At 74.4% G+C, this 21,471-nt stretch carries 15 protein-coding genes and 1 pseudogene; 6 read left to right on the plus strand and 10 right to left on the minus strand.

Features of this window, described 5'->3' with window-relative positions:
- From ACTWP5_RS19875 to ACTWP5_RS19885, 3 genes and pseudogenes are all read right to left on the minus strand, one after another.
- A pseudogene (locus ACTWP5_RS19875) lies at nt 1-1,521 on the minus strand (hypothetical protein); the annotation flags it as partial.
- A gap of 281 nt (nt 1,522-1,802) precedes the next feature.
- Nucleotides 1,803-4,169: a protein kinase domain-containing protein gene (locus tag ACTWP5_RS19880; RefSeq protein WP_443222376.1), complete on the minus strand. Its 2,367-nt coding sequence runs from the start codon at nt 4,167-4,169 to the stop codon at nt 1,803-1,805.
- An 86-nt stretch (nt 4,170-4,255) separates the two neighbouring features.
- A complete protein-coding gene (locus tag ACTWP5_RS19885) occupies nt 4,256-5,965 on the minus strand; it encodes a glycerol-3-phosphate dehydrogenase/oxidase (protein ID WP_443222377.1) in 1,710 nt (569 codons plus the stop codon).
- Between the two features lie 262 nt (nt 5,966-6,227).
- Here ACTWP5_RS19885 and ACTWP5_RS19890 point away from each other — a divergent pair, with 262 nt between their 5' ends.
- Together ACTWP5_RS19890 and ACTWP5_RS19895 are read left to right on the plus strand one after the other, a co-directional pair.
- Nucleotides 6,228-7,460 carry a UDP binding domain-containing protein gene (locus ACTWP5_RS19890; RefSeq protein WP_443222378.1) on the plus strand — a complete coding sequence of 411 codons (1,233 nt, stop codon included), beginning with the start codon at nt 6,228-6,230 and terminating at the stop codon, nt 7,458-7,460.
- A 116-nt stretch (nt 7,461-7,576) separates the two neighbouring features.
- Nucleotides 7,577-9,007: an alkaline phosphatase PhoX gene (locus tag ACTWP5_RS19895; protein ID WP_443222379.1), complete on the plus strand. Its 1,431-nt coding sequence runs from the start codon at nt 7,577-7,579 to the stop codon at nt 9,005-9,007.
- Between the two features lie 62 nt (nt 9,008-9,069).
- Here the strand turns inward: ACTWP5_RS19895 and ACTWP5_RS19900 are convergent, their stop codons facing one another.
- The 4 genes from ACTWP5_RS19900 to ACTWP5_RS19915 form a co-directional block, all read right to left on the minus strand.
- Complete coding sequence (locus tag ACTWP5_RS19900) at nt 9,070-10,185, minus strand: GuaB3 family IMP dehydrogenase-related protein (RefSeq protein WP_443222380.1); 1,116 nt, start codon at nt 10,183-10,185, stop codon at nt 9,070-9,072.
- A 165-nt stretch (nt 10,186-10,350) separates the two neighbouring features.
- Nucleotides 10,351-11,856, minus strand: a complete 1,506-nt coding sequence (gene guaB / locus ACTWP5_RS19905; protein WP_443222381.1) for an IMP dehydrogenase — start codon at nt 11,854-11,856, stop codon at nt 10,351-10,353.
- Between the two features lie 240 nt (nt 11,857-12,096).
- Complete coding sequence (gene shbA, locus ACTWP5_RS19910; protein WP_443222382.1) at nt 12,097-12,675, minus strand: RNA polymerase sigma factor ShbA; 579 nt, start codon at nt 12,673-12,675, stop codon at nt 12,097-12,099.
- 531 nt (nt 12,676-13,206) lie between these two features.
- On the minus strand, nt 13,207-13,818 hold the full coding sequence (locus ACTWP5_RS19915; RefSeq protein WP_019431595.1) for a response regulator transcription factor: 612 nt from the start codon (nt 13,816-13,818) through the stop codon (nt 13,207-13,209).
- 385 nt (nt 13,819-14,203) lie between these two features.
- On the opposite strand from ACTWP5_RS19915, the gene ACTWP5_RS19920 reads away from it, so the two are divergent.
- The 3 genes from ACTWP5_RS19920 to ACTWP5_RS19930 all read left to right on the plus strand — a co-directional run bounded on the left by ACTWP5_RS19920 (nt 14,204) and on the right by ACTWP5_RS19930 (nt 16,377).
- Complete coding sequence (locus ACTWP5_RS19920; protein ID WP_443222383.1) at nt 14,204-14,617, plus strand: WhiB family transcriptional regulator; 414 nt, start codon at nt 14,204-14,206, stop codon at nt 14,615-14,617.
- A gap of 129 nt (nt 14,618-14,746) precedes the next feature.
- Nucleotides 14,747-15,592 (plus strand): SDR family NAD(P)-dependent oxidoreductase, encoded by an 846-nt coding sequence (locus ACTWP5_RS19925; RefSeq protein ID WP_443222384.1) that lies wholly within the window; start codon nt 14,747-14,749, stop codon nt 15,590-15,592.
- Between the two features lie 71 nt (nt 15,593-15,663).
- Nucleotides 15,664-16,377, plus strand: coding sequence for an ester cyclase (locus ACTWP5_RS19930; protein WP_443222385.1), 714 nt, complete (start codon nt 15,664-15,666; stop codon nt 16,375-16,377).
- A gap of 119 nt (nt 16,378-16,496) precedes the next feature.
- Here the strand turns inward: ACTWP5_RS19930 and groL are convergent, their stop codons facing one another.
- From groL to ACTWP5_RS19945, 3 genes are all read right to left on the minus strand, one after another.
- Complete coding sequence (gene groL, locus ACTWP5_RS19935; protein WP_443222386.1) at nt 16,497-18,125, minus strand: chaperonin GroEL; 1,629 nt, start codon at nt 18,123-18,125, stop codon at nt 16,497-16,499.
- A 193-nt stretch (nt 18,126-18,318) separates the two neighbouring features.
- Entirely contained in the window at nt 18,319-18,627 is a 309-nt protein-coding gene (gene groES / locus ACTWP5_RS19940) for a co-chaperone GroES (protein ID WP_443222387.1), read from the minus strand.
- 420 nt (nt 18,628-19,047) lie between these two features.
- Nucleotides 19,048-20,088: a polysaccharide deacetylase family protein gene (locus ACTWP5_RS19945; RefSeq protein WP_443222388.1), complete on the minus strand. Its 1,041-nt coding sequence runs from the start codon at nt 20,086-20,088 to the stop codon at nt 19,048-19,050.
- Nucleotides 20,089-20,236: 148 nt separating this feature from the next.
- Between ACTWP5_RS19945 and ACTWP5_RS19950 the strand changes: the two genes are divergently transcribed.
- The gene (locus tag ACTWP5_RS19950) at nt 20,237-21,454 is read left to right on the plus strand and encodes a THUMP-like domain-containing protein (RefSeq protein WP_443222389.1); all 1,218 of its coding nucleotides are present in this window, start codon (nt 20,237-20,239) and stop codon (nt 21,452-21,454) included.
- The last annotated feature ends 17 nt before the right edge of the window (nt 21,455-21,471 follow it).

Below are 21,471 nucleotides of genomic sequence, written 5' to 3' on the forward strand. Positions count from 1 at the left end.
GCCCTGGCCACCGCGGCGGGCGCTGGCGCCCGCCTGGGTGCCGGCGCGGTACGCCGCTATGGCACCGCTGCGGGCGGCCCGCTCGTCGACGGGCCGGGGGCCGGGGAGCGCCGGCCGCTGGCCGCCGCCCTCGAAGTCCCAGGTGGCGGGCAGCCCGGCGTCGCGCGGCGCCGGCTCGATGGGGCCGGCGGGAGCGGCGGGGCCGGCGGGTTCCGTGGGCTCGGGAGGCTCGGAGGGCTGGTGGCCGCCCTGTTGGCGCAGGCGCGCCACGAGGTCGGCGGCGCCGCCGCCCGGCCGCGTCGGCTCAGGACCGCCCGGCGCCTGGTCGGGCGCCTGACCGCCCCACGACGCGTCGCCCTGTGCCTGGCGCTGCTCCGGGGCGTGCTCGGGGCCACGCTGCTGGTGCGGGATCGGCACGGGACCGGTGTCCGTGACCCGCCGCACGGCTCCGGTGTCCCAGCGCCCGTACGCCGCGGGCGCGGCGCGCGGCGGCTCGTCCTCGCCCTGCCGCCCCTCGGCCGCGGGGGCGTCCCCGACGCGCCAGTCGGCGCCCCCGACCGGACCGTACGGCCCGACGGGCCCGCCGGACGGCGGGCCGGGGACCCGCGGCGCGGAGGGCGACGACGGCGGCGACGACGGGGACGACGGCGACGGCGACGGCGGTGGGGGCGACGAGGGCGGCCGGTTGCCGCGCGGGTGCGGCTCGTTCGAGCCGCCGGAGTTGGGGGGCCAGCCGCTCGCCCCGCCGGGGCCGAACGACGCCTGCCCGTACGCCACAGGCCCGTTCGGCTGGCCGCCGTACGAACCGGCTCCGCCCGGCCCTCGGACGTCGCCGCCCGCGCCCTCGCCGTGCCGCTCCTCCCAGCCGCCGGCCGGGCGCGCCCCGAGCTGCCGCGCCCGCTGCTCGTCGTCCGGCAGCGGGTCGTACCCGCACAGGGCCTCCTGCGCGGCGCCGACCGCCAGGCCCGTCAGCACGGCCCTGCCGTCGTCGCAGATCAGCACCGTGCGGGCCGTGACGTTGCGATGGGTCCAGCCGTGGGCGTGGACGATGCGCAGCGCGGCGAGCAGGTCGGCGGCGACCTCGGCCGCCCGGTACGGCTTCAGCCGCTCCTCCGCGAGCACCGCGGCGAGCGGCCTCGCGGTCAGTAACTCACTGACGATCCACAGGCCGTCGCCCTGCACGAAGACGTCGAAGACCTGGTCGAGCCGGGGGTGGTCGGGCAGGCGCGCCGCCGCGAGCGCCGCCTCGACGGCGCGGCGGACCGTGGGGTCCTCGGGCTCGCGCGTGGCCCGGCCGCCGACCGCGCCGTGGCGGACGGGGCGGGGCCCGTCGACGTCGAGCACCTCGGCGTCGACGACCTCGGGCAGCGGCACCTGGCGGACCAGCACCTCCTGGCCGACGACGGTGTCGAAGGCGCGGGCCTCGACGAGCTCGAACTCCTCCGAGGGAGCCCTGGGAAGGCGGTAACGGTCGGCCAACAGCCTCCCCGTGTACGTGTCGTGCCTGTCGTGCGCGTTCACGACACATCACCTCCCCATGGTGGAACGCCCCCCGGGCCCTCGTCACGTCGTAGCGGTCGTGGTAGCCGTAGCGGTACCGGACTCACACGATACGTGTCGTAGGCATACCACGGCCACGGGACTTCAACGCCTCGTCGGCCCATTTCGACGCCTGACGGACGCTCACGTCCGTCCCGCCCCAGCCGTCACACGGTCGGCCGGGGCGGGGTGGCCCGGGGGGTGGTCCGAGGGCTGGTTCGAGGACAGCCCGAGGACGGACCCGAGGGTGGCCCGCAGGCGGTTCAGGCCCCCGTCGGGTCGGTGGGGATGGTGGGGTCCGGGTCGTTGCTCGGCGTGGTCCCGGGCGGGCCGTCGTCCGTGGGGTCGGTGGTCGGGTCCTCGGTGGGCTCGTTCGTGGGCGGCCCGGTGGGGTCGTCCGTTGACCCGTCCGTGGGATCCTCGGTCGCCCCGTCCGTCGGGTCGTCCGTGGCGCCGTCCGTGGGCTCGTCCGTCGCGCCGTCCGTGGGCTCGTCCGTGGCGGGGTCGCCGCTCGCGCCGCCCGAGTCCTCTCCCTGGGGCGACTCGTCGGCGCTCGCGCCCGGGTCGTCGCGCTCCCCCTCGGCCGGCGAGTCGTCGCCGCCGAGCAGCAGGACCAGCGCGACGGCCAGGCCCGCGAGCACCACGACCGCCACGGCGGCGAGGAGGATCGTCCGGCTCCGCTTCCCGCCGTCCGGGGCCGACGGCGGGGGCGGCGTGCCGCCGTCGAGCGGGCTCGGGCCCGAGGGGGGCGGCGGCATCTCCGGGGCGGGGAACATCGGCGGCGTGGCCGGCTCGCCGAAGCCGCCCGGGGTGGTGCGGCGGGGGTCCAGCACGACCGTGCCGGGGCCGCCGTCGCCGGCCTCGCCCGACGTCTCGCCCTCGGGCGCGCTCTCCCCCTGCCCCTCGGGCTCGTCGGCCGCGCCGTCGGCCGCGCCGCCAGCCGCGCCGCCGACCGACGGCTCGGGCATCGGGGGCCGCCGCGCGTCCGCCACGACGCCGAGCAGCAGCTCACGGGCCGCCGCCTCGGTCAGCCGCAGCGCCGGCTCCTTGTCGAGCAGCCCCGTGAGGACCTCGGTCAACGGGCCCGCCTGGCGCGGCGGGGGCACCGGCTCGTGCATGACGGCGGAGAGGGTGGCGATCGCGCTGCCCTCGTCGTACGGCGGGCGCCCCTCGACGCAGCAGTAGAGGAGGGCTCCGAGCGACCACAGGTCCGTCGCCGGGCCCAGCACCTCGCCGCGGGCGCGCTCGGGGGAGATGTAGGAGGGGGCGCCGACCAGCATGCCCGTGGAGGTGATGGAGGGGTCGCCCTCCACCTTGGCGATGCCGAAGTCGGTGAGGACGACACGGCCGTCCTCGTGCGCGACGAGCACGTTCGACGGCTTCACGTCGCGGTGGAGGATGCCCGCGCCGTGCGCGGCGCGCAGCACGTCGAGGACGGCGAGGCCGATCTCGGCGACGCGCACCGGGGGCATCGGCCCCTCGTGGCGGATGACGTCGGCGAGGGAGCGGCCCTCGATCAGCTCCATCACGATCCAGGGGCGGGAGCCCTCGTCCACCACGTCGAAGATGGTGACCACGCCGTTGCTCCGGATGCTGGCGATGGCCTTGGCCTCGCGCAGCGTGCGGGTGATGAGGCGGCCGCGCTCCGAGTCGTCGACGCTGGCGGGCAGCCGCAGCTCCTTCACGGCGACGGCGCGGCCGAGGATCTCGTCCTCGGCCCGCCACACCGTTCCCATGCCGCCGCGGCCGACGGCGTCGACGAGGCGGTACCGGCTGGCGAGCAGGCGTCCGGCGTGGTCGGGCGACCAGCCGAGCGGGTCGATGCGCGGCACCGACGTCTCCGCCGGCTCCTCCGCCGCGACCTCCTCCGGAGGGGCGGGGGTGGCGGGGGTCGGGGGGTCCGTCGGCTCGGTGGGCAGGCTGACCAGCGGCGCGTCGCCGCCGAGGGAGTGGTCCTCGTCGTCGCGGGCCCGGGGGTCGCGGGGGTCGGCGGCGGTGTCGCCCGGGAGGCCGACGAGCGGGGCGTCGCCGCCCAACGAGTCGTCGTCGTCGCTGCCCGGCCCTCCCGTCCAGGGCCGCGTCGACGGGGTGGGTGGGGGCGTCGCGTCCTCGGGCTCGGGCTCGGGCTCGGGCTCGGGCTCGGAGAGCGTCAGGTGGACGGTCCCGGGCTCGGGCGGCACCCTCGGCGTGTCGCGGTCGCGCGGCTCCTCCCCGTCGCGGGACGCCGCGTCGGTGGGCACCGCGTCGGTGGGCTCGTCGCCGCCGGGCTCGTCCTCGCCCGGCTCGTCCTCGTCGGGCAGGGGCTCGCGCACGGGCTCCGACGCGGGCCCGCCGCCCGCCTCGACCTGCCCCATGTTCAACGTCGCCGGGTTCGCGCCACGGTCGTCGCGCGGCTCGACCGCCCCCATGGCCAGCGTCCGCGGCTCGGACGCGTCCTGCCCACGCCCCAGCCCCTCCAGGACCAGGGTGCCGGGCTCACTCGCGTCCTCGTCGCGCGGGCCCATGTGCAGGGTGCCGCCGTCGCGCGGGGCGTCGGCCTCCCGCCCGCGCCCGCCGCCGTCCGTGTCGCCCACGCCGGCGCCCTCGTCGCCTCTGTCCTGGCTGCTGTCCTGCCCCATACCGCCGCCCATGCCTGTCGTCCCCTCCGGCTACCGAAGGTCATTGTCACCCATGGGTGGGACGCTGATCCCCCAGGGAGTTGGTTCCCCACAGCCCGTCACAGGGCCGCCGCGTCGGGCACCCCCAGCCGGGCCGCGTCGGCCGTCTGGTCGTCAGGCTGGAGCTGGGACTCGCGCTCCGCCTCCACCCGCTTCCCGTAGAGCTCGACCTCGCGGTCGATCTGCTCCGCGTCCCAGCCGAGCACCCCGGCCATCAGCTCGGCGCACTCGCGGGCGCTGCGCGTGCCGCGGTCGAAGGTCTCGATGGAGATGCGGGTGCGACGGGTGAGGACGTCCTCCAGGTGGCGGGCGCCCTCGTGCGAGCAGGCGTAGACGATCTCGGCCCTGAGGTAGTCGTCAGCCGCCGGCAGGGGCTCGCCGAGCCGCGGGTCCTCGGTGATCAGGTCGAGCACCTCCTCCGTCAGTGAGCCGTAGCGGTTGAGCAGGTGCTCGATCCTGGCCTCGTGCAGCCCGGCGCGGGCGGCGATGCGGGCGCGGGCGTTCCACAGCGCGTGGTATCCCTCGGCGCCGGCCAGCCGCACCTCCTCCGTGCAGCAGTCGGCGACCCGCTGGTCGAGGCCGTGGACCGCCGCGTCGACCGCGTCCTTGGCCATCACCCGGTACGTCGTGAACTTCCCGCCCGCGACGACGACCAGGCCCGGCACGGGGTGGGCCACGGTGTGTTCGCGCGAGAGCTTGCTGGTGGCGTCGGACTCGCCGGCCAGCAGCGGGCGCAGCCCGGCGTAGACGCCCTCGACGTCGTCGCGGGTCAGGGGCAGGGCGAGCACCTCGTTGACGTGTTCCAGCAGGTAGTCGATGTCGGCGCTGGAGGCGGCCGGGTGGGCCTTGTCGAGGTCCCACGGCGTGTCGGTGGTGCCGACGATCCAGTGGCGGCCCCACGGGATGACGAACAGGACGCTCTTCTCCGTGCGCAGGATGAGGCCGGTGGAGGAGTGGATGCGGTCCTTGGGCACGACGAGGTGGATGCCCTTGGAGGCGCGGACGTGGAACTGGCCCCGCTCGGCGATCATGGCCTGGGTGTCGTCGGTCCACACGCCGGTGGCGTTGACGACCTGCCGGGCGCGGATCTCGTACATGCCGCCGTCGTGCTCCAGGTCCTCCACGCGGGCGCCGACGACCCGCTCGCCCTCGCGCAGGAACTCCGCGACGCGGGCGCGGTTCGCCACGTGTGCCCCGTACCCGGCGGCGGTGCGGGCGAGAGTGGCGACGAAGCGGGCGTCGTCCACCTGCCCGTCGTAGTACTGGAGGGCGCCGACCATGGAGTCCTTGCGCAGGCAGGGCGCGACGCGCAGCGCGCGGCGGCGGCTGAGGTGCCGGTGCCGGGGCAGGCCGCGGCCGTGTCCCGAGGAGAGGGCCATGGTGTCGTAGAGGGCCACGCCCGTGCCGGCGTAGAGCCGCTCCCAGGCGCGGTGTTGGAGGGGATAGAGGAACGGGACGGGCTTGACCAGGTGCGGGGCGATCCGCTCCAGCAGCAGGCCACGCTCCTTCAGGGCCTCGCGGACGAGGCCGAAGTCGAGCATCTCCAGGTAGCGCAGGCCGCCGTGGATGAGCTTGCTGGATCTGCTGGAGGTGCCCGACGCCCAGTCCCTGGCCTCGACCAGTCCGGTGCTCAGGCCCCTCGTGACGGCGTCCAGGGCGGTGCCCGCGCCGACCACGCCGCCCCCGACGACCAGGACGTCGAGCTCCCGTTCCGCCATCCGGGCAAGTGCCTCGGTCCTGTCGTTCGGCCCCATCGCCGCCGTTCTCACCGCTGCCTCCCGCGCACGCTTGTGGATGGTTCTCCTGATCTACCCGTTTGATCGGCTCATCAGGTCAACGGATCTCCCCCAACGATGCTCCCTCAAAACGCCAGGTTTGGCGCGCCACCCGCCCCATGCGAGGAACAATCCACCCAATCTGTCATATAGACCCCTAAGCTGATCGGCACAACCGTCCCACCCGCTCACACCCGTCCATCTGCCACCGTCCGCCCGACGCCTTTCGTCCCCTCAGCGGAGGGAGCCGTACCGCATGCCCGCCGATCTCGCCGTCCTCGGCCTGGGCCCCCTGGGGCTGCCCGCCGCACAGGCCGCGACCGCCGCCGCCGTCCCCACGGTCGGCTTCACCCCCGACCCGCGCGAGGCCGCCGCGCTCGCCGCCGGCCGCCCGCCCGCCGACGGCTGCCTCGCCGCCGCGGAGCTGCGCCGGATGCTCGCCCGCGGCTTCACCGCCACCAGCGAGCCCGCCGAACTGGCGCGAGTGCGCACCGCGTTGGTCTGCTCCCCCGTCGAGCAGGCCGCCCGCGCCCTCGCGCCGCGCCTGCGCCCGCGGACCCTCGTCGTGCTGGAGGCCGCCGGCGCCCCCGGCACCACCCGCGACGTGCTGCGCCCCCTGCTGGAGGCCGGCTCGGGACTCACCGCCGGACGGGACTTCCACCTCGCGTGCGCGCCGCGCCCGGCGGGCCCCCTCAGTCGGGCCCCCCGCGTCATCGGCGGCCTCACCCCCGCCTGCGTCGAGGCCGCCGCCGCGTTCTACGGCCGGCTCACCGCCAAGGTGGTGCGGGCGCGCGGCCTCGCGGAGGCCGAGGCCGCGCTGGCGCTGACGGTCAACGCCCGCCACGTCACCACCGCCCTCGTCAACGAGATGGCCGCGCTCTGCCACGATCGTGGGATCGATCTGTGGGACGTGCTGCGCTGCGTCGAGGCCGGCCCGTGGGCCCTCGGCGAGGGCCCGTCGGGCCCCTCCGTGCCCCGCCCCGGACCGGGCGCGGCGGCCGACGCGGACGCCGCGCCGGGCACGCCAACGGACGCCGAACCCGGCCCGGTGAACCCCGGAGGGCGGCTGCGCCTGGTCGGCCTGGCCACCGAGATCAACGACCGGATGCCACGCTACGTGACCCGCCGGGCCGCGCAGCTGCTGAACGAACACGGCAAATCAGCCCGAGGCGCGCGCGTCCTGTTGCTGGGCGTCACCACCCGCCCCGACCTGCCGGGACCCGCGAGCGCGGCGGCCCGCGAGGTCGCGGAACGGCTCGCGGCCCTCGGCGCCGAGCTGAGTTTCCACGACCCCCACGTGCCGGCCTGGCGGGTCGCCGGCCGCCCCGTGTCGCGGGCCGGAACGCCCCACGAGGCCGCTGCCGCCGCCGATCTCACGCTGCTGCTCCAGCCGCACAGCGTCTACGATCTCCAGGGCCTGGCCGCCAAGGCGCAGTTGCTGCTCGACACGCGCGGCGCCACACCCGCCGGTGCCGCCCACCGGCTCTGAGGCCCGCGCGCCTGTTCGCCGGGGTTCGGCGGCTGTTCAACCGGAGGGGCCAGCGGTGTTGACCGCGCGGCGGCAGGGTGAGGCCGTCTCGTCCACCGGTGACCTTGGAGGCAGTGATGCCACTCAGCCGTCGACAGTTCGTGCGGCGCTCCGCCGCGACCGCGGGCGTGGCCCTGACCGGCAGCGTCGGCGCCCTCGCCACCGCCCCCGGGGCGCTCGGCGAGTCCGCCGCCACGGGCGGACCCGGCGCGGGCCTCGGCTACGGCCCGCTGCTCCCCGACCCCGAGGGCGTGCTGTCGCTGCCGGAGGGCTTCCGCTACCGCGTCGTGAACTGGGCGGGCCGCACGACGCTGGAGTCCGGTGAGCCCACCCCGACCAAGCACGACGGCACCGGCACCTTCGCCGGCCGCGACGGACGCGACCTGCTCGTCGTCAACCACGAGCTCGACGGCCCCCGCGCGGACTGGGAGCACCCGGTGCCGCTGGCCGAGGGCCTGGTCTACGACCCGGCGGCGGCCGGCGGATGCACCGTCGTCGAGATACCGCGCGACGGCGGGCCGGTGACCGAGTGGGTCGCCATCGCCGGCACCTCCACGAACTGCGCCGGCGGCACCACCCCGTGGGAGACGTGGCTGACCTGCGAGGAGACCGAGGACCGCGCCGGCGAGGCGGGCATGACGCGCGACCACGGCTACGTCTTCGAGGTCGACCCCCACGACCGCGACGCCTGCCGCGACCCGGAGCCGATCAGGGCGCTGGGCCGCTTCGCCCACGAGGCCGTCGTCGTGGACCCGCACCGCGGCCACCTCTACCTGACGGAGGACGCGGACGAGCCGAACGGCCTGCTCTACCGCTGGACGCCGCCGCGCGGCTTCCGCCACGGCCGGGGCCGGCTCGGCTCCCTGCCCGACGACGCGGGCGCGCTCCAGGCGTTCCGCTGCGTCGACGACCGTGGCCGCTTCGTCGACGACCTCTCCCGCGCCACTCGCGTCGGCACCGTCCACGGCGTGGACTGGATCGACGTCCCCGACCGCGACGCCCGCGACACGCCGCTGCGCGAGCAGTTCCGCGACGGCCGCGTCACCCGCGCGCGGAAGCTGGAGGGCATGTGGTGGGGCGACGGCGGCGCGTACTTCGTCTCGTCCTACGCCCGAGCCGAGGACAGCCCCGGCACCCCGCACGACGGGCAGGTGTGGTTCTACGACCCCCGACGCCGCACCGTCACCCTCACCGTCCGCTTCGGCGTCACCACCGACCCGTCCGGGACCGAGCACGCCGACGGGCCGGACAACATCACGGTCTCCCCGTACGGCGGACTGATCCTGGCCGAGGACGGCGAGGGCCTCCAGCACCTCATCGGCGCGGCCGGCGACGGCCGCACCTTCCCGCTGGCGCGCAACGAGCTGAACGTCGGCACCGAGGCCGCGCCGGAGTTCAGCGAGTTCGCCGGGGTGACCTTCTCCCCCGACGGCCAGACGCTGTACGCCAGCATCCAGGAGCCGGGCGTCCTGCTGGCCGTCACCGGCCCCTGGCGCCGCCAGCGCTGACCGCCCCCGGCCGGGGCGGGCCGGGGGCGGTCAGGGGTGGGTCTCGGGGGTGGGGGTCGCCGTCATCGCGACGGGGCGACGGTGACCTCCACCCGCTGGAACTCCTTGAGCTCCGAGTACCCGGTCGTCGCCATCGCCCGGCGCAGCGCGCCGAAGAAGTTCATCGAGCCGTCCGGCGTGTGCGAGGGCCCGGTGAGGACCTGCTCCGTGGTGCCGACCGTCCCCAGCCGCACCTTCTCGCCGCGCGGCAGCTCCTCGTGGACCGCCTCCATGCCCCAGTGGTGCCCGCGCCCGGGGGCGTCGGTGGCCCTGGCCAGCGGGGAGCCCATCATCACCGCGTCGGCGCCGCAGGCGATCGCCTTCGGCAGGTCGCCCGACCAGCCCACGCCGCCGTCGGCGATGACGTGCACGTACCGGCCGCCGGACTCGTCGAGGTAGTCCCGGCGGGCGGCGGCCACGTCCGCCACGGCGGTGGCCATCGGCACCTGGATGCCGAGCACGTTCCGCGTGGTGTGGGCGGCGCCGCCGCCGAAGCCGACGAGGACGCCCGCCGCGCCCGTGCGCATCAGGTGCAGCGCGGCGGTGTACGTGGCGCAGCCGCCGACGATCACCGGCACGTCGAGCTCGTAGATGAACTGCTTGAGGTTGAGCGGCTCGGCCGCCGAGGACACGTGCTCGGCCGAGACGGTGGTGCCGCGGATGACGAAGATGTCCACGCCCGCGTCGATGACCGCCTTCGAGAACTGCGCGGTCCGCTGCGGCGACAGCGCCGCCGCGGTGACCACGCCCGCCGCCCGCACCTCGCGGATGCGCTCGACGATCAGCTCCTCGCGCACGGGGGCGGCGTAGATCTCCTGGAGGCGGCGGTTGGCGTCGACCGGGTCGAGGTCGACGATCTCCGCGAGCAGCGGCTCGGGATCCTGGTACCGGGTCCACAGACCCTCCAGGTTCAGCACGCCGAGCCCGCCGAAGCGCCCTATGCGGATCGCGGTCTCCGGCGAGACCACCGAGTCCATGGGCGCGGCGAGGAACGGCAGTTCGAAGCGGTAGGCGTCGATCTGCCAGGCGATCGAGACCTCCTTCGGGTCGCGGGTCCGCCTGCTGGGCACCACGGCGATGTCGTCGAAGGCGTACGCCTGCCGCCCGCGCTTGCCGCGCCCGATCTCGATCTCAGTCACGTGTCCACCTCCGGTGGGTTCGCACGCCCCGGTCCTCACCGGGGGGCGTTGGTGCGTGGCCGGCGGCGCCGTCGGGGGCGGGCCGGCAGGCAGGGGGCCGGGCGCGCGGCGGCGCGGCGGGGCGCCGGCAGGCGGTGCCCGGCCCCACGGTCCGCGCGGCCGGCGTCAGCGCCGCGAGTAGTTCGGTGCCTCGGTCGTCATCTGGATGTCGTGCGGGTGGCTCTCCTTCAGCCCCGCCGCGGTGATCCGCACGAAGCGGCCCTTCTCCTTGATGTCGGAGACGGTCCTGCCACCGAGGTAGTACATCGACTGGTGCAGGCCGCCCACGAGCTGGTGGACCACGGAGGACAGCGGGCCGCGGTAGGGCACCTGGCCCTCGATGCCCTCGGGGACGAGCTTGTCGTCGTCGGCGACCTCGTCCTGGAAGTACCGGTCCTTGGAGTACGAGCGCTGCTCGCCGCGCGAGCGCATCGCGCCGAGGGAGCCCATGCCGCGGTAGGACTTGAACTGCTTGCCGTTGATGAACATCAGCTCGCCGGGGGACTCCTCGCAGCCGGCGAGCAGGCTGCCGAGCATCACGGTGTCGGCGCCGGCGACCAGGGCCTTGGCGATGTCGCCGCTGTACTGGAGGCCGCCGTCGCCGATGACGGGGATGTCCGCGGCGCGGGCGGCGAGCGACGCCTCGTAGATCGCGGTGACCTGCGGCACGCCGATGCCGGCCACGACGCGGGTGGTGCAGATGGACCCCGGGCCGACGCCGACCTTGATGCCGTCCACCCCGGCGTCGACCAGCGCCTGCGCCGCGTCGCGGGTGGCGACGTTGCCCGCGATGACGTCGACGCGGTCGGTGTTGGACTTGATCTTGGCGGCCATGTCGGCGACGAGGCGGGAGTGGCCGTGGGCCGTGTCCACGACGATGAAGTCGGCGCCGGCCTCGATGAGGGCCTGCGCCCGGTCGTACGCCTCGCCCGCGACGCCGACCGCCGCGCCCACGATGAGGCGGCCCTCGGCGTCCTTCGCGGCGTTCGGGTACTTCTCGGCCTTGACGAAGTCCTTCACGGTGATCAGGCCGCGCAGCCGGCCCTCGCCGTCGACCAGCGGCAGCTTCTCGATCTTGTGCCGCCTCAGCAGCTCCATCGCGGCCTCGCCGGAGACGCCGACCTGGCCGGTGACCAGCGGCATCGGCGTCATCACCTCGCGGACCTGGCGGGAGCGGTCCAGCTCGAACGCCATGTCGCGGTTGGTGACGATGCCCAGCAGCTTCCCGGCGTCGTCGGTGACGGGGACGCCGCTGATGCGGAACCGGCCGCAGAGCTCGTCGGCCTCCCTGAGGGTGGCGTCCGGCCGGATGGTGATCGGGTCGGTGACCATGCCCGACTCCGAGCGCTTGACCCGGTCCACCTGGGCGGCCTGGTCCTCGATCGACAGGTTGCGGTGGAGGACGCCGGCACCGCCCTGCCGCGCCATGGCGATGGCCATGCGCGCCTCGGTGACCTTGTCCATGGCGGCCGAGATCAGCGGGATGTTGATCCGGACGTTCCGCGACAGCCGCGTGGAGGTGTCGATGTCGCCCGGCGCGAGGTCGGCGGCGCCGGGCAGCAGCAGCACGTCGTCGAAGGTCAGACCGAGCGCCGCGAACTTCTCCGGCACTCCCGCTACGTCACTGGTCATCGAACAGCCTCGCCCTTCCGCGCCTCGCCCGCTCGTCCACGTCGTCGGTGTGCCGCCGTGTCCGCGTGTCCCGCACCGCCTGCCCGTTGTGCCCGGCGGGCTGTCCATGCTACGGCCCCGACGACGGTGGGCGCGCCCGAGCCCGTCGTCCCCGGCGTCCGCCCGGCCCGCGCCCGCGCTCGGGCCCGTGCGTGGGCACGGCGGGCCACCGCCACGGACGCCGGGCCCGGGGCGGCGCGGCTACGGCATCGTGGCCAGGGCACGCAGGCGGGTGAGGGCGCGGTGCTGGGCGACGCGGACGGCGCCGGGCGACATGCCGAGGACCTGTCCGGTCTCCTCCGCCGTCAGGCCCACGGCCACCCGTAGCAGCACGAGCTCGCGCAGGTGGCGCGGGAGCGCGGCGAGCAGCTTCCTGGCCCACTCGGCGTCGCTGCTGGCCAGGGCCCGCTCCTCGGGGCCGAGCGCCTCGTCGGGCCACTCGGGCATCTCGTCGGAGGGCACGGCCCAGATGCCGGGATGGCGCAGCGCCGCCCGCTGGAGGTCGGCGACCTTGTGCTGGGCGATGGCGACGACGAAGGCGTCGAACGGACGACCGGTGTCCCGGTAGCGCGGCAGCGCGCACAGCACCGCCAGGCAGACCTCCTGCGCGAGGTCGTCCACGAAGTGCCGGGCCTCTCCCGGCAGGCGCGCCAGCCGGCGCCGGCAGTACCGGACCGCGAGCGGGTGCACGTGGGCGAGCAGCTCGTGCGTGGCCTCGGCGTCCCCCCCGGCGGCGCGATGAACGAGCGTGCCGATTCCCCTGCTCTCGTCATCGCGCATCGGACCATCGTGCACCGACCCGGCGCGTGGTGGACCGGTCCGGGCGGAGTTGTGCACCGAAGCGTTATCCGCGCGACGTGCGTCCCCTACCTCACGTGCGTCGCTCGGGCTGGGCGTGTTACGGGGCATTGGTCTGTGCCCTCCCCTCACACCTGGCCGACTCGTCCCCAAGCAGCGTCATGCATTCAAGCATGCGACACTCGCGAAACTCCTGCGGTCGCCGTCACCAGCCGCGCACGCCAGGGGCCCGTCCGGTGCGTCGACCGGACGGGCCCCTGGCGGTGTCGGACAGGCGTCCGACCTGGTCGGACGGGTGGATCGCCGGCGTCGTGGGCGGCCCGGTCCCGATGTTTCCGCCCGGTGTGGAACGCGGCGCGGCCCTGACAAAGCTGTGACACACCGACGCCGCACGGACACACGAACGTGACACGCGACCGCGACGCGGCGACGCGACACGCCGGACGGGGTGGCCCGGCGCGCCGACACCCGACCGGGCGCGCGGACCGGGCGCGGACCGTCGACCCGCCGCCGCTACCGCACGAGGCCCCATCGGAAACCGAGGGCCACGGCGTGGGCACGGTCCGAGGCGCCGAGCTTCTTGAAGAGCCGACGGGCGTGGGTCTTGACCGTGTCCTCCGAGAGGAAGAGCTCGCGGCCGATCTCCGCGTTCGACCGGCCGTGGCTCATGCCCTCCAGCACCTGGATCTCACGCGCGGTCAGCGTCGGCGCGGCTCCCATGTCGGAGGAGCGCAGCCGGCGCGGCGCCAGCCGCCACGTGGGGTCGGCCAGGGCCTGGGTCACCGTGGCGCGCAGCTCGGCGCGCGAGGCGTCCTTGTGCAGGTAGCCGCGGGCGCCGGCGGCGACCGCGAGCGCGACGCCGTCGAGGTCCTCGGCCACGGTGAGCATGATGATGCGGGCACCCGGGTCGGCCGAGAGCAGTCGGCGGACGGTCTCGACGCCGCCGAGGCCCGGCATCCGGACGTCCATCAGGATGAGGTCGGAGCGGTCGGCGCCCCAGCGGCGGAGGACCTCCTCGCCGTTGGCCGCCGTCGTGACCCGCTCGACGCCGGGCACGGTCGCGACCGCGCGGCGGAGCGCCTCCCGGGCGAGCGGGGAGTCGTCGCAGACGAGGACGGAAGTCATGAGCGCCCTCCACAGCTGATGCGCATCACCGTGAGCCTCCTGGCAGGTTGATCAGTTGATCAGTCGTCACCGGTGCGGTTGACAGCCCCGACCCCACCTGGGGGCTTTTGTCCGCGTCAACCGCCTTCGCCCTCTCAACGACGGTCACCCGAAAGAGTTACGGGCGACTACCCCCTGCCACAGGCACTCTACGTGATCAACCCATCACCCTGGCGGGACCTCCATCCGTCCATCGAACGCACACGATGCGACATCCTCCTTATCCCATTTCTTACCTATTGCCCATATGCGAGCGGTAGGGACTATATTCGGCGGGTAGTCATATTTACAGCAGCCCCATCCGATCCCGATCCCTATCCATTCGCTTCGATGGGACACAGGACTCATGGCAGATTTCTCCCGGCTCCCCGGCCCGAACGCCGATCTGTGGGACTGGCAGCTGCTCGCCGCCTGCCGCGGCGTGGACAGTTCGCTCTTCTTCCACCCCGAGGGAGAACGGGGCGCGGCCCGCAGCGCACGTGAGGAGGCCGCGAAGGAGGTGTGCATGCGGTGTCCGGTGCGGGCGGAGTGTGCCGCGCACGCGCTGTCCGTCCGCGAGCCGTACGGCGTCTGGGGCGGGCTGACCGAGGACGAGCGAGAGGAGCTGCTCGGCCGCGGCCGCCGTGACCTGGCGCGCGCCCACGCGAGCGCGTCCGCCGCCACGCGACCGAGCCCGCGCGCCGAGACCGCGCACGCCGACACCTCCCCCGGACGGCCCCTGCCCGCGGAGGCACGGGCACACGGCGTCTCCGACCGTTAGGAGCACCAGCCGACCCACCCCACCCCGCTCCCGCGCCCGACCCCGGGCCGGGCCCCCGCCGCCGGTCGGCCCGGGCGGCCCGGTGGGCGGTCGCGTGTCGGCGCGCCCCGACCGGCTACCGTCAGCCGTATGACGACAGCATTGGTGACGGGACCCACCGCCGGCATCGGCGCCGCCTTCGCCCGGCGGCTGGCGCGCGACCGGCACGACCTGGTGCTGGTCTCACGGTCCGCCGACGCGCTGCGGCGACAGGCGGCCGAGCTGCACGACCGACACGGCGTCGAGGCCACCGTGCTGGTGGCCGACCTGACCACCGAGGAGGGCATCGCGGCCGTCGAGGAGCGGCTGAGCGACCGCTCCCGCCCGGTGGACCTCCTGGTCAACAACGCGGGCTTCGGCCTGAAGGGCAGCTACCTGCGGATTCCCGTCGCCGACGAGCTGCGGATGCTCACGCTCCACTGCGAGGCGGTGCTGCGCCTGACGTCGGCCGCGGCCGAGGGCATGCGCGAGCGCGGGCGCGGCTCGGTGGTCAACGTCGCCTCCGTCGCCGCCTTCCTGCCGCGCGGCACCTACGGCGCGTCCAAGGCCTGGGTCGTGCAGTTCACCCAGGGGGCGGCCCGCGACCTGGCCGGCAGCGGCGTGCGCCTGCTGGCCCTGTGTCCTGGCTTCGTCCGCACCGAGTTCCACCAGCGGGCCGGCATGCGCACCGACTCCATCCCCGGCTGGATGTGGCTGGACGCCGACCGGGTGGTCGACGCGGGGATGAAGGCCCTGGAGCGTGGGCGGACCGTGTGCATACCGAGCGCGCGCTACAAGACGCTGATGGGGGCGGCGAAGCTGCTGCCGCGTGGCGCGCTCGGCGGCGTCTCCTCCCGCGCGGGGCGGCGCTACGGCCCGCGGCGGTCCCGACCGGCCGAGCCGACGGGCGAGGCGCGGCCCCCCGAGTCGACCGAGCCCACCGAGTCCGCGCAGTGAAACGGGCATATGCGACAAGCGAGTCATCTGACTAGGCTGGAGGAGACCGCATCCGCACAGGAGCGCCAGCCATGTCATTCGTACAGATCATCGACTGCACAACGCACCGGGTCGAGGAGCTGAACCGGCTCATGGACGACTGGGTCGTCGCGACCCAGGGCAAGCGCACCGCGACCCACACCATCGTCGGCCAGGACCGGTCCGACCCCTACCACGTGGTGGAGATCGTCGAGTTCCCCTCGTACGAGGAGGCGATGGCCAACTCCCGACTCCCCGAGACGGACCTCATCTACCAGGACATGGTGAAGCTGTGTGACGCGCCGCCACGCTTCACCGACCTCGACGTGGTCAGGGACGACCAGCTCAACAAGACGGCCGCCCGGCGGTTCTTCGAGGAGCTGGTCAACGAGCGCCGCGTCGACCTGTTCGAGGAGCTCTTCCACCCCGAGTACACCGAGCACGACGCCCTCCCCTCCGCCGCCGCCGGCCAGACCCGGACCCGCGACCACGCGGAGGCCAGGGAGAACGCCGAGCGCCACGTCAGGGCCTTCGGACCGACGATGCGCGTGGAGAGTCAGGTCGCCGAGGGGGACCTGGTGACGACGCGGTGGACCGCCGTGGGCAGCCACCGCGGCGCCTACGAGGGCCTGGAGCCCACGGGCCGACCGGTGAACACCAGCGGGCACACGACCTTCCGATTCGACGACAGCGGACGGATCGTGGAGGGCTGGTGGAACTGGGACCAGCTCGGGCTGCTCACCCAGATCGGCGTGCTGGAGCCGTAGCCCCGGGCCGTCCGGGCAGCGGCGCGGCGGCACGCGAACGGGCCCCGTCCACCACCGCGAGGGCGGTCGACGGGGCCCGCTGAGCGACGTTCGGCAGAACGCGCGGGGAGGACGCGCGCTCAGTGCGCGTGGCCGTGCCCGTGGCCGTGGCCGCCGGACTCCGGCTCCTCCTCCTTCTTCTCCACCACCAGGGTCTCGGTGGTGAGCAGCAGGGAGGCGATCGACGCCGCGTTCTCCAGGGCCGAGCGGGTGACCTTCACCGGGTCGATGACGCCGGCCTTCACCAGGTCGCCGTACTCGCCGGTGGCGGCGTTGAAGCCCTGGCCCTTCTCCAGCTCGCCCACCTTGGAGGTGATGACGTAGCCCTCCAGGCCGGCGTTCTCCGCGATCCAGCGCAGCGGCTCGACGGCGGCGCGGCGGACGATCGCCACACCCGTGGCCTCGTCACCCTCGCGGCCGAGGCCGTCGGCCAGCACCTTCGCCGAGTGCACCAGCGAGGCGCCACCGCCGGCGACGATGCCCTCCTCCACCGCGGCGCGGGTGGCGGAGATGGCGTCCTCCAGACGGTGCTTGCGCTCCTTCAGCTCCACCTCGGTGGCGGCGCCGACCCGGATCACGCACACGCCGCCGGCCAGCTTCGCGAGGCGCTCCTGGAGCTTCTCGCGGTCCCAGTCGGAGTCGGTGCTCTCGATCTCGGCCTTGATCTGGGCGACCCGGGCCTCGATGTCCTCGGACTTGCCGGCACCGTCGACGATCGTGGTGTCGTCCTTGGTGATGGTGACGCGGCGGGCGGAGCCCAGCACGTCGAGACCGGCCTGGTCGAGCTTGAGGCCGACCTCCTCGGAGATCACGGTGCCGCCGGTGAGGGTGGCCATGTCACCGAGCATCGCCTTGCGGCGGTCGCCGAAGCCGGGGGCCTTCACGGCCGCCGAGTTGAAGGTGCCGCGGATCTTGTTGACCACGAGGGTGGACAGGGCCTCGCCCTCGACGTCCTCGGCGATGACCAGCAGCGGCCGCGAGGAGCCGGCCGCCATGATCTTCTCCAGCAGCGGCAGCAGGTCCTGGATGGAGGAGATCTTGCCCTGGTGGATCAGGATGTACGGGTCCTCCAGGACGGCCTCCATCCGCTCCTGGTCGGTGACCATGTACGGCGAGAGGTACCCCTTGTCGAAGGCCATGCCCTCGGTGAAGTCGAGCTCCAGGCCGAAGGTCTGCGCCTCCTCGACGGTGATCACACCGTCCTTGCCGACCTTGTCCATCGCCTCGGCGATCAGCTCGCCGACCTGCTTGTCCTGGGCGGACAGCGCGGCGACGGCGGCGATGTCCTCCTTGGAGTCGATGGGGCGGGCGGAGGCGCGCAGGTCGTCGGCCATGGCCGCGACGGCCGCGTCGATGCCGCGCTTCAGACCGGACGGGGAGGCGCCGGCGGCGACGTTGCGCAGACCCTCGCGGACGAGCGCCTGGGCCAGCACGGTGGCGGTGGTGGTGCCGTCACCCGCGATGTCGTTGGTCTTGGTCGCCACCTCCTTCACCAGCTGGGCGCCGAGGTTCTCGTACGGGTCCTCGGTCTCGATCTCCCGGGCGATGGTGACGCCGTCGTTGGTGATCGTCGGAGCGCCGAACTTCTTGTCGATGACGACGTTGCGGCCCTTGGGGCCGATGGTCACGCGCACCGTGTCGGCGAGCTTGTTCACGCCGCGCTCGAGGGCGCGCCGCGCGTCCTCGTCAAACTTCAGGATCTTCGCCATGGGTCGTGTCCCCTAGTCCCTCTGGTTCCCTCTGGTCCCTGTGGTCCGTGTGGTCCCTTGTCGCTGCCTGCTGTCCGCGCCCGGCCCGCAACGAGGGCCGCGCCCCAGCCCCAGCCGTCCGGGGAACCGGACGCGGGCCCGGGGCGCGGTGTGCTTCTGGGCTTGCGCCTGTCGCGCTCGTGCTACGAGGCGATCACTTCTCGATGATCGCGAGCACGTCGCGGGCCGAGAGAACGAGGTACTCCTCGTTGTTGTACTTCACCTCGGTACCGCCGTACTTGCTGTACAGCACGATGTCGCCGACCTTGACGTCGAGCGGCAGGCGGTTGCCGTCCTCGAAGCGGCCCGGGCCCACGGCCAGGACGGTGCCCTCCTGGGGCTTCTCCTTGGCGGTGTCAGGGATGACCAGGCCCGAGGCCGTGGTCTGCTCGGCGTCGAGCGGCTGGACCACGATGCGGTCCTCAAGAGGCTTGATGGCAACCTTGGAACTGGTGGTCGTCACGATCCGACCTCCCCCTTCGGAGATCTCGCGGGGTCTTGGTGTCAGGAACGAACGGCGACCTGGTGGACCCGTCGTCGCGGGTGCCGGATCCGCCCATCGCACGTTGGCTGGCACTCCTCTATGGAGAGTGCCAGCGTCGAGACTAGGCCGCCGTTAGCACTCAGTCAACTAGAGTGCCAGGCGCCCGGGGCGTGGCGCGGCTGACGCGGGACGGCGCGCGCCGGTCGGACGCACCGGGCTCCACGGTCACACGCGGGCTCACGCGGGCGTTCGCGTGGCCGCCCGCCGCCGCTCACGCCCTTCCCACGGCGACACGCCCGCCCCCCGACATCCCGACACGCGCCGACGCGCCGCGGCCCGGGATCCGTCCGGGCCTGACCCGCGCGGGGTGTCACGGCGCGTCAGGGCAGCTCAGGCGGCTCAGGGCAGGTAGTCCTCAAGGCGCGCGACGGAGAAGCCCTGTCGGGTGACGGTGTCCACCAGCCGGCGCAGCATGTCCGTCATGTCCCCCTCGCCGCCGTCGTCCCACTCACCCTTCCCCCGGAAGTGGGTGAGGATGATGTCCCCCGGACGCAGCTTCCGGTCCGGGTACGCCCACTCGATCCGGTCGGCGAACGCCTCCTGCGTCCACAGCGGCACCACCTCCACCCCACAGGCCGCGGCGGCGCGCAGCGTGTCGCGGTCGTAGGCCCCGTACGGCGGGCGGAAGAGGGTGGGCCGCTCGCCGATCTCACGTTCGAGCCGTTCCTGCTGGTCGCAGATCTCACGCTTCTGCTCCGCGTAGCCGAGCGTGGGCATCTCCAGGTGGTTGACCGAGTGGTTGTGCATGGCGGCGCCGTCGGCGTGCGCCTCGCGGAAGTAGCCGTAGTCCTCGCCGACGGAGTCGTGGCTGAGGAAGCCGGAGAACGGGATCTGGAGTTCGCGCAGCATCCGCAGCAGGTCGGGGTCCTTCTCGGCGCCGTCGTCGATGGTGAGGAACACGACCTTGTCGTCGGTCGGGACGCGGGTGATGACCGCCGGCAGACCCTCGCCCCTGACGTGGCCGGGCTCGGTTCTCAGCGGGCGCAGGTCCTCGGCGTCGGGCGGGTCGGGGGGGATCAGCGGGGTGCGCCGCAGGCCCCAGGTCTCGACGGCGGCGACCCGACGCTTCTCGGCGCGCGCGAGCCGGTCGGCGTACGCGGAGAGCGCGCTGGCGGCGTTGCGTGACGCGATGCGCGCCCGTTGACGCGACACGTCGAGCGGGAGGCTCGCCGACCGCGCGGCGGGGGCGAAGGGCGGCAGGGCGTCCAACGCGTAGGGCACGGGCGGCAGCGCGGGGCCCTCGGCGGCCGTGCGGGCCAGGGGCTGGGCCACGGGGGCGAGGTCGGGCCCGTCGAGGGACGCCTGACGGGCGTGGACCGCCCCGATGCCCTGGAGCGTCGCCGCCCAGGCCACGAGGAGCGTCGCGGCCCGCCGCAGCACGCCCCGGGCACGGCGGGCGGCATGAGGCCGGTGCCCGCGTGAAGCATGACGATCATTTTGTCCTATTTGTAGGATAATCCTCATGATTCGGGATGCTGCCATCCCCGGAGGGCGCTCCCCGGCAGCCCGCCCCGGACGTCCCGGCAGAATGACCCGCGTGGCCGCATCCCCCTCCCCGCCCCCCGGCGCCCTCCCCCAGCTGCTGACCCCGACCGGCCAGCAACTCCTCGCAGAGCTGCGGGACCTCACCCCCTCCGACGAACTGGCCGCCGCCACCCGCCTGCGCCGCCACCACCCCGCCGAGCTCGTCACCGCCGCCATCGCCCAGGCCCGGCTGCGGCAACGCGCGGTGGCGAAGTTCGGCGCGCCGGACGCGGCGCGGATGTACTTCACGGCCGACGGCGTCGAACAGGCCACCCGCGCTCCCGTCGCCGCGTGGCGGGCGCGGCGCCTCGCGGCGCTCGGCGTCCGCAGCGTCGTCGACCTGTGCTGCGGCGTCGGCGGCGACGCCATCGCCCTGGCCCGCGCCGGGCTGACCGTCCTCGCCCTCGACCGCGACCCGCTGACCTGCTCCGTCGCCGAGGCCAACGCGGCGGCGCTCGGCCTGGCCGACCGCGTCACCGTCCGCCGCGCCGACGCCGCCGAGCTCGGGGACGCCGACCTCGCCGGCCAAGACGCGCTCTTCGTCGACCCCGCCCGGCGCGGCGCGCGCGGCCGCACCTTCGACCCCGAGGCGTACACCCCGCCCCTCTCCCTGGCCGTCGACCTGGCCCGCCGGGTGCCGGTGGCGGCGCTGAAGGTGGCCCCCGGCCTGCCGCACGCGGCGATCCCGGCCGAGAGCTCCGAGGCCGAGTGGGTCTCCCACGAGGGCGACGTCAAGGAGGCCGTGCTCTGGTTCGGCACCCGGGAGGCGGCGGGCCCCCGCCGCGCCACCCTCCTGCCCGGCTCCCACACCCTCACCGGCACCGGCCCCGAGGCCCCCGTCGGCCCACCCGGCCGCTACCTCCACGAGCCGGACGGCGCCGTCATCCGCGCCCACCTCGTCGCGGAGCTCGCCGAGCGCCTCGACGCCCACCTCGTGGACCCCACCATCGCCTACCTGACGACCGAAACCCTCCCGCCCCCGACGCCGTTCGCCCGCTCCTACGAGATCACCGACGTGCTGCCGTTCAACGTGAAACGTCTGCGCGCCCTGCTGCGCGAACGCGGCGTGGGCACCGTCACGATCAAGAAGCGCGGCTCACCGGTCACACCCGAACAGCTCCGCCCGCAGCTCCGCCTCGAAGGGGTGAACTCCTGCACGATCATCCTCACGCGTGTGGCGGGCGCACCGACGATGCTGCTGGGGCAGCCCGCACGGGCGTAGCCTGGCAGAAGTGACAG

Origin of the sequence: Streptomyces sp. 4N509B, assembly GCF_052245655.1 — a bacterium.
Lineage (GTDB): Bacteria > Actinomycetota > Actinomycetes > Streptomycetales > Streptomycetaceae > Streptomyces.

Coding starts and splice junctions, on each gene's coding strand:
- ACTWP5_RS19895 (WP_443222379.1), top strand. CDS start 7,577: ATGCCACTCAGCCGTCGACAGTTCGTGCGGCGCTCCGCCGCGACCGCG.
- ACTWP5_RS19925 (WP_443222384.1), top strand. CDS start 14,747: ATGACGACAGCATTGGTGACGGGACCCACCGCCGGCATCGGCGCCGCC.
- guaB (WP_443222381.1), bottom strand. CDS start 11,856: ATGACCAGTGACGTAGCGGGAGTGCCGGAGAAGTTCGCGGCGCTCGGT.
- ACTWP5_RS19920 (WP_443222383.1), top strand. CDS start 14,204: ATGGCAGATTTCTCCCGGCTCCCCGGCCCGAACGCCGATCTGTGGGAC.
- shbA (WP_443222382.1), bottom strand. CDS start 12,675: ATGCGCGATGACGAGAGCAGGGGAATCGGCACGCTCGTTCATCGCGCC.
- ACTWP5_RS19880 (WP_443222376.1), bottom strand. CDS start 4,169: ATGGGCGGCGGTATGGGGCAGGACAGCAGCCAGGACAGAGGCGACGAG.
- ACTWP5_RS19915 (WP_019431595.1), bottom strand. CDS start 13,818: ATGACTTCCGTCCTCGTCTGCGACGACTCCCCGCTCGCCCGGGAGGCG.
- ACTWP5_RS19890 (WP_443222378.1), top strand. CDS start 6,228: ATGCCCGCCGATCTCGCCGTCCTCGGCCTGGGCCCCCTGGGGCTGCCC.
- ACTWP5_RS19930 (WP_443222385.1), top strand. CDS start 15,664: ATGTCATTCGTACAGATCATCGACTGCACAACGCACCGGGTCGAGGAG.
- groL (WP_443222386.1), bottom strand. CDS start 18,125: ATGGCGAAGATCCTGAAGTTTGACGAGGACGCGCGGCGCGCCCTCGAG.
- ACTWP5_RS19950 (WP_443222389.1), top strand. CDS start 20,237: ATGACCCGCGTGGCCGCATCCCCCTCCCCGCCCCCCGGCGCCCTCCCC.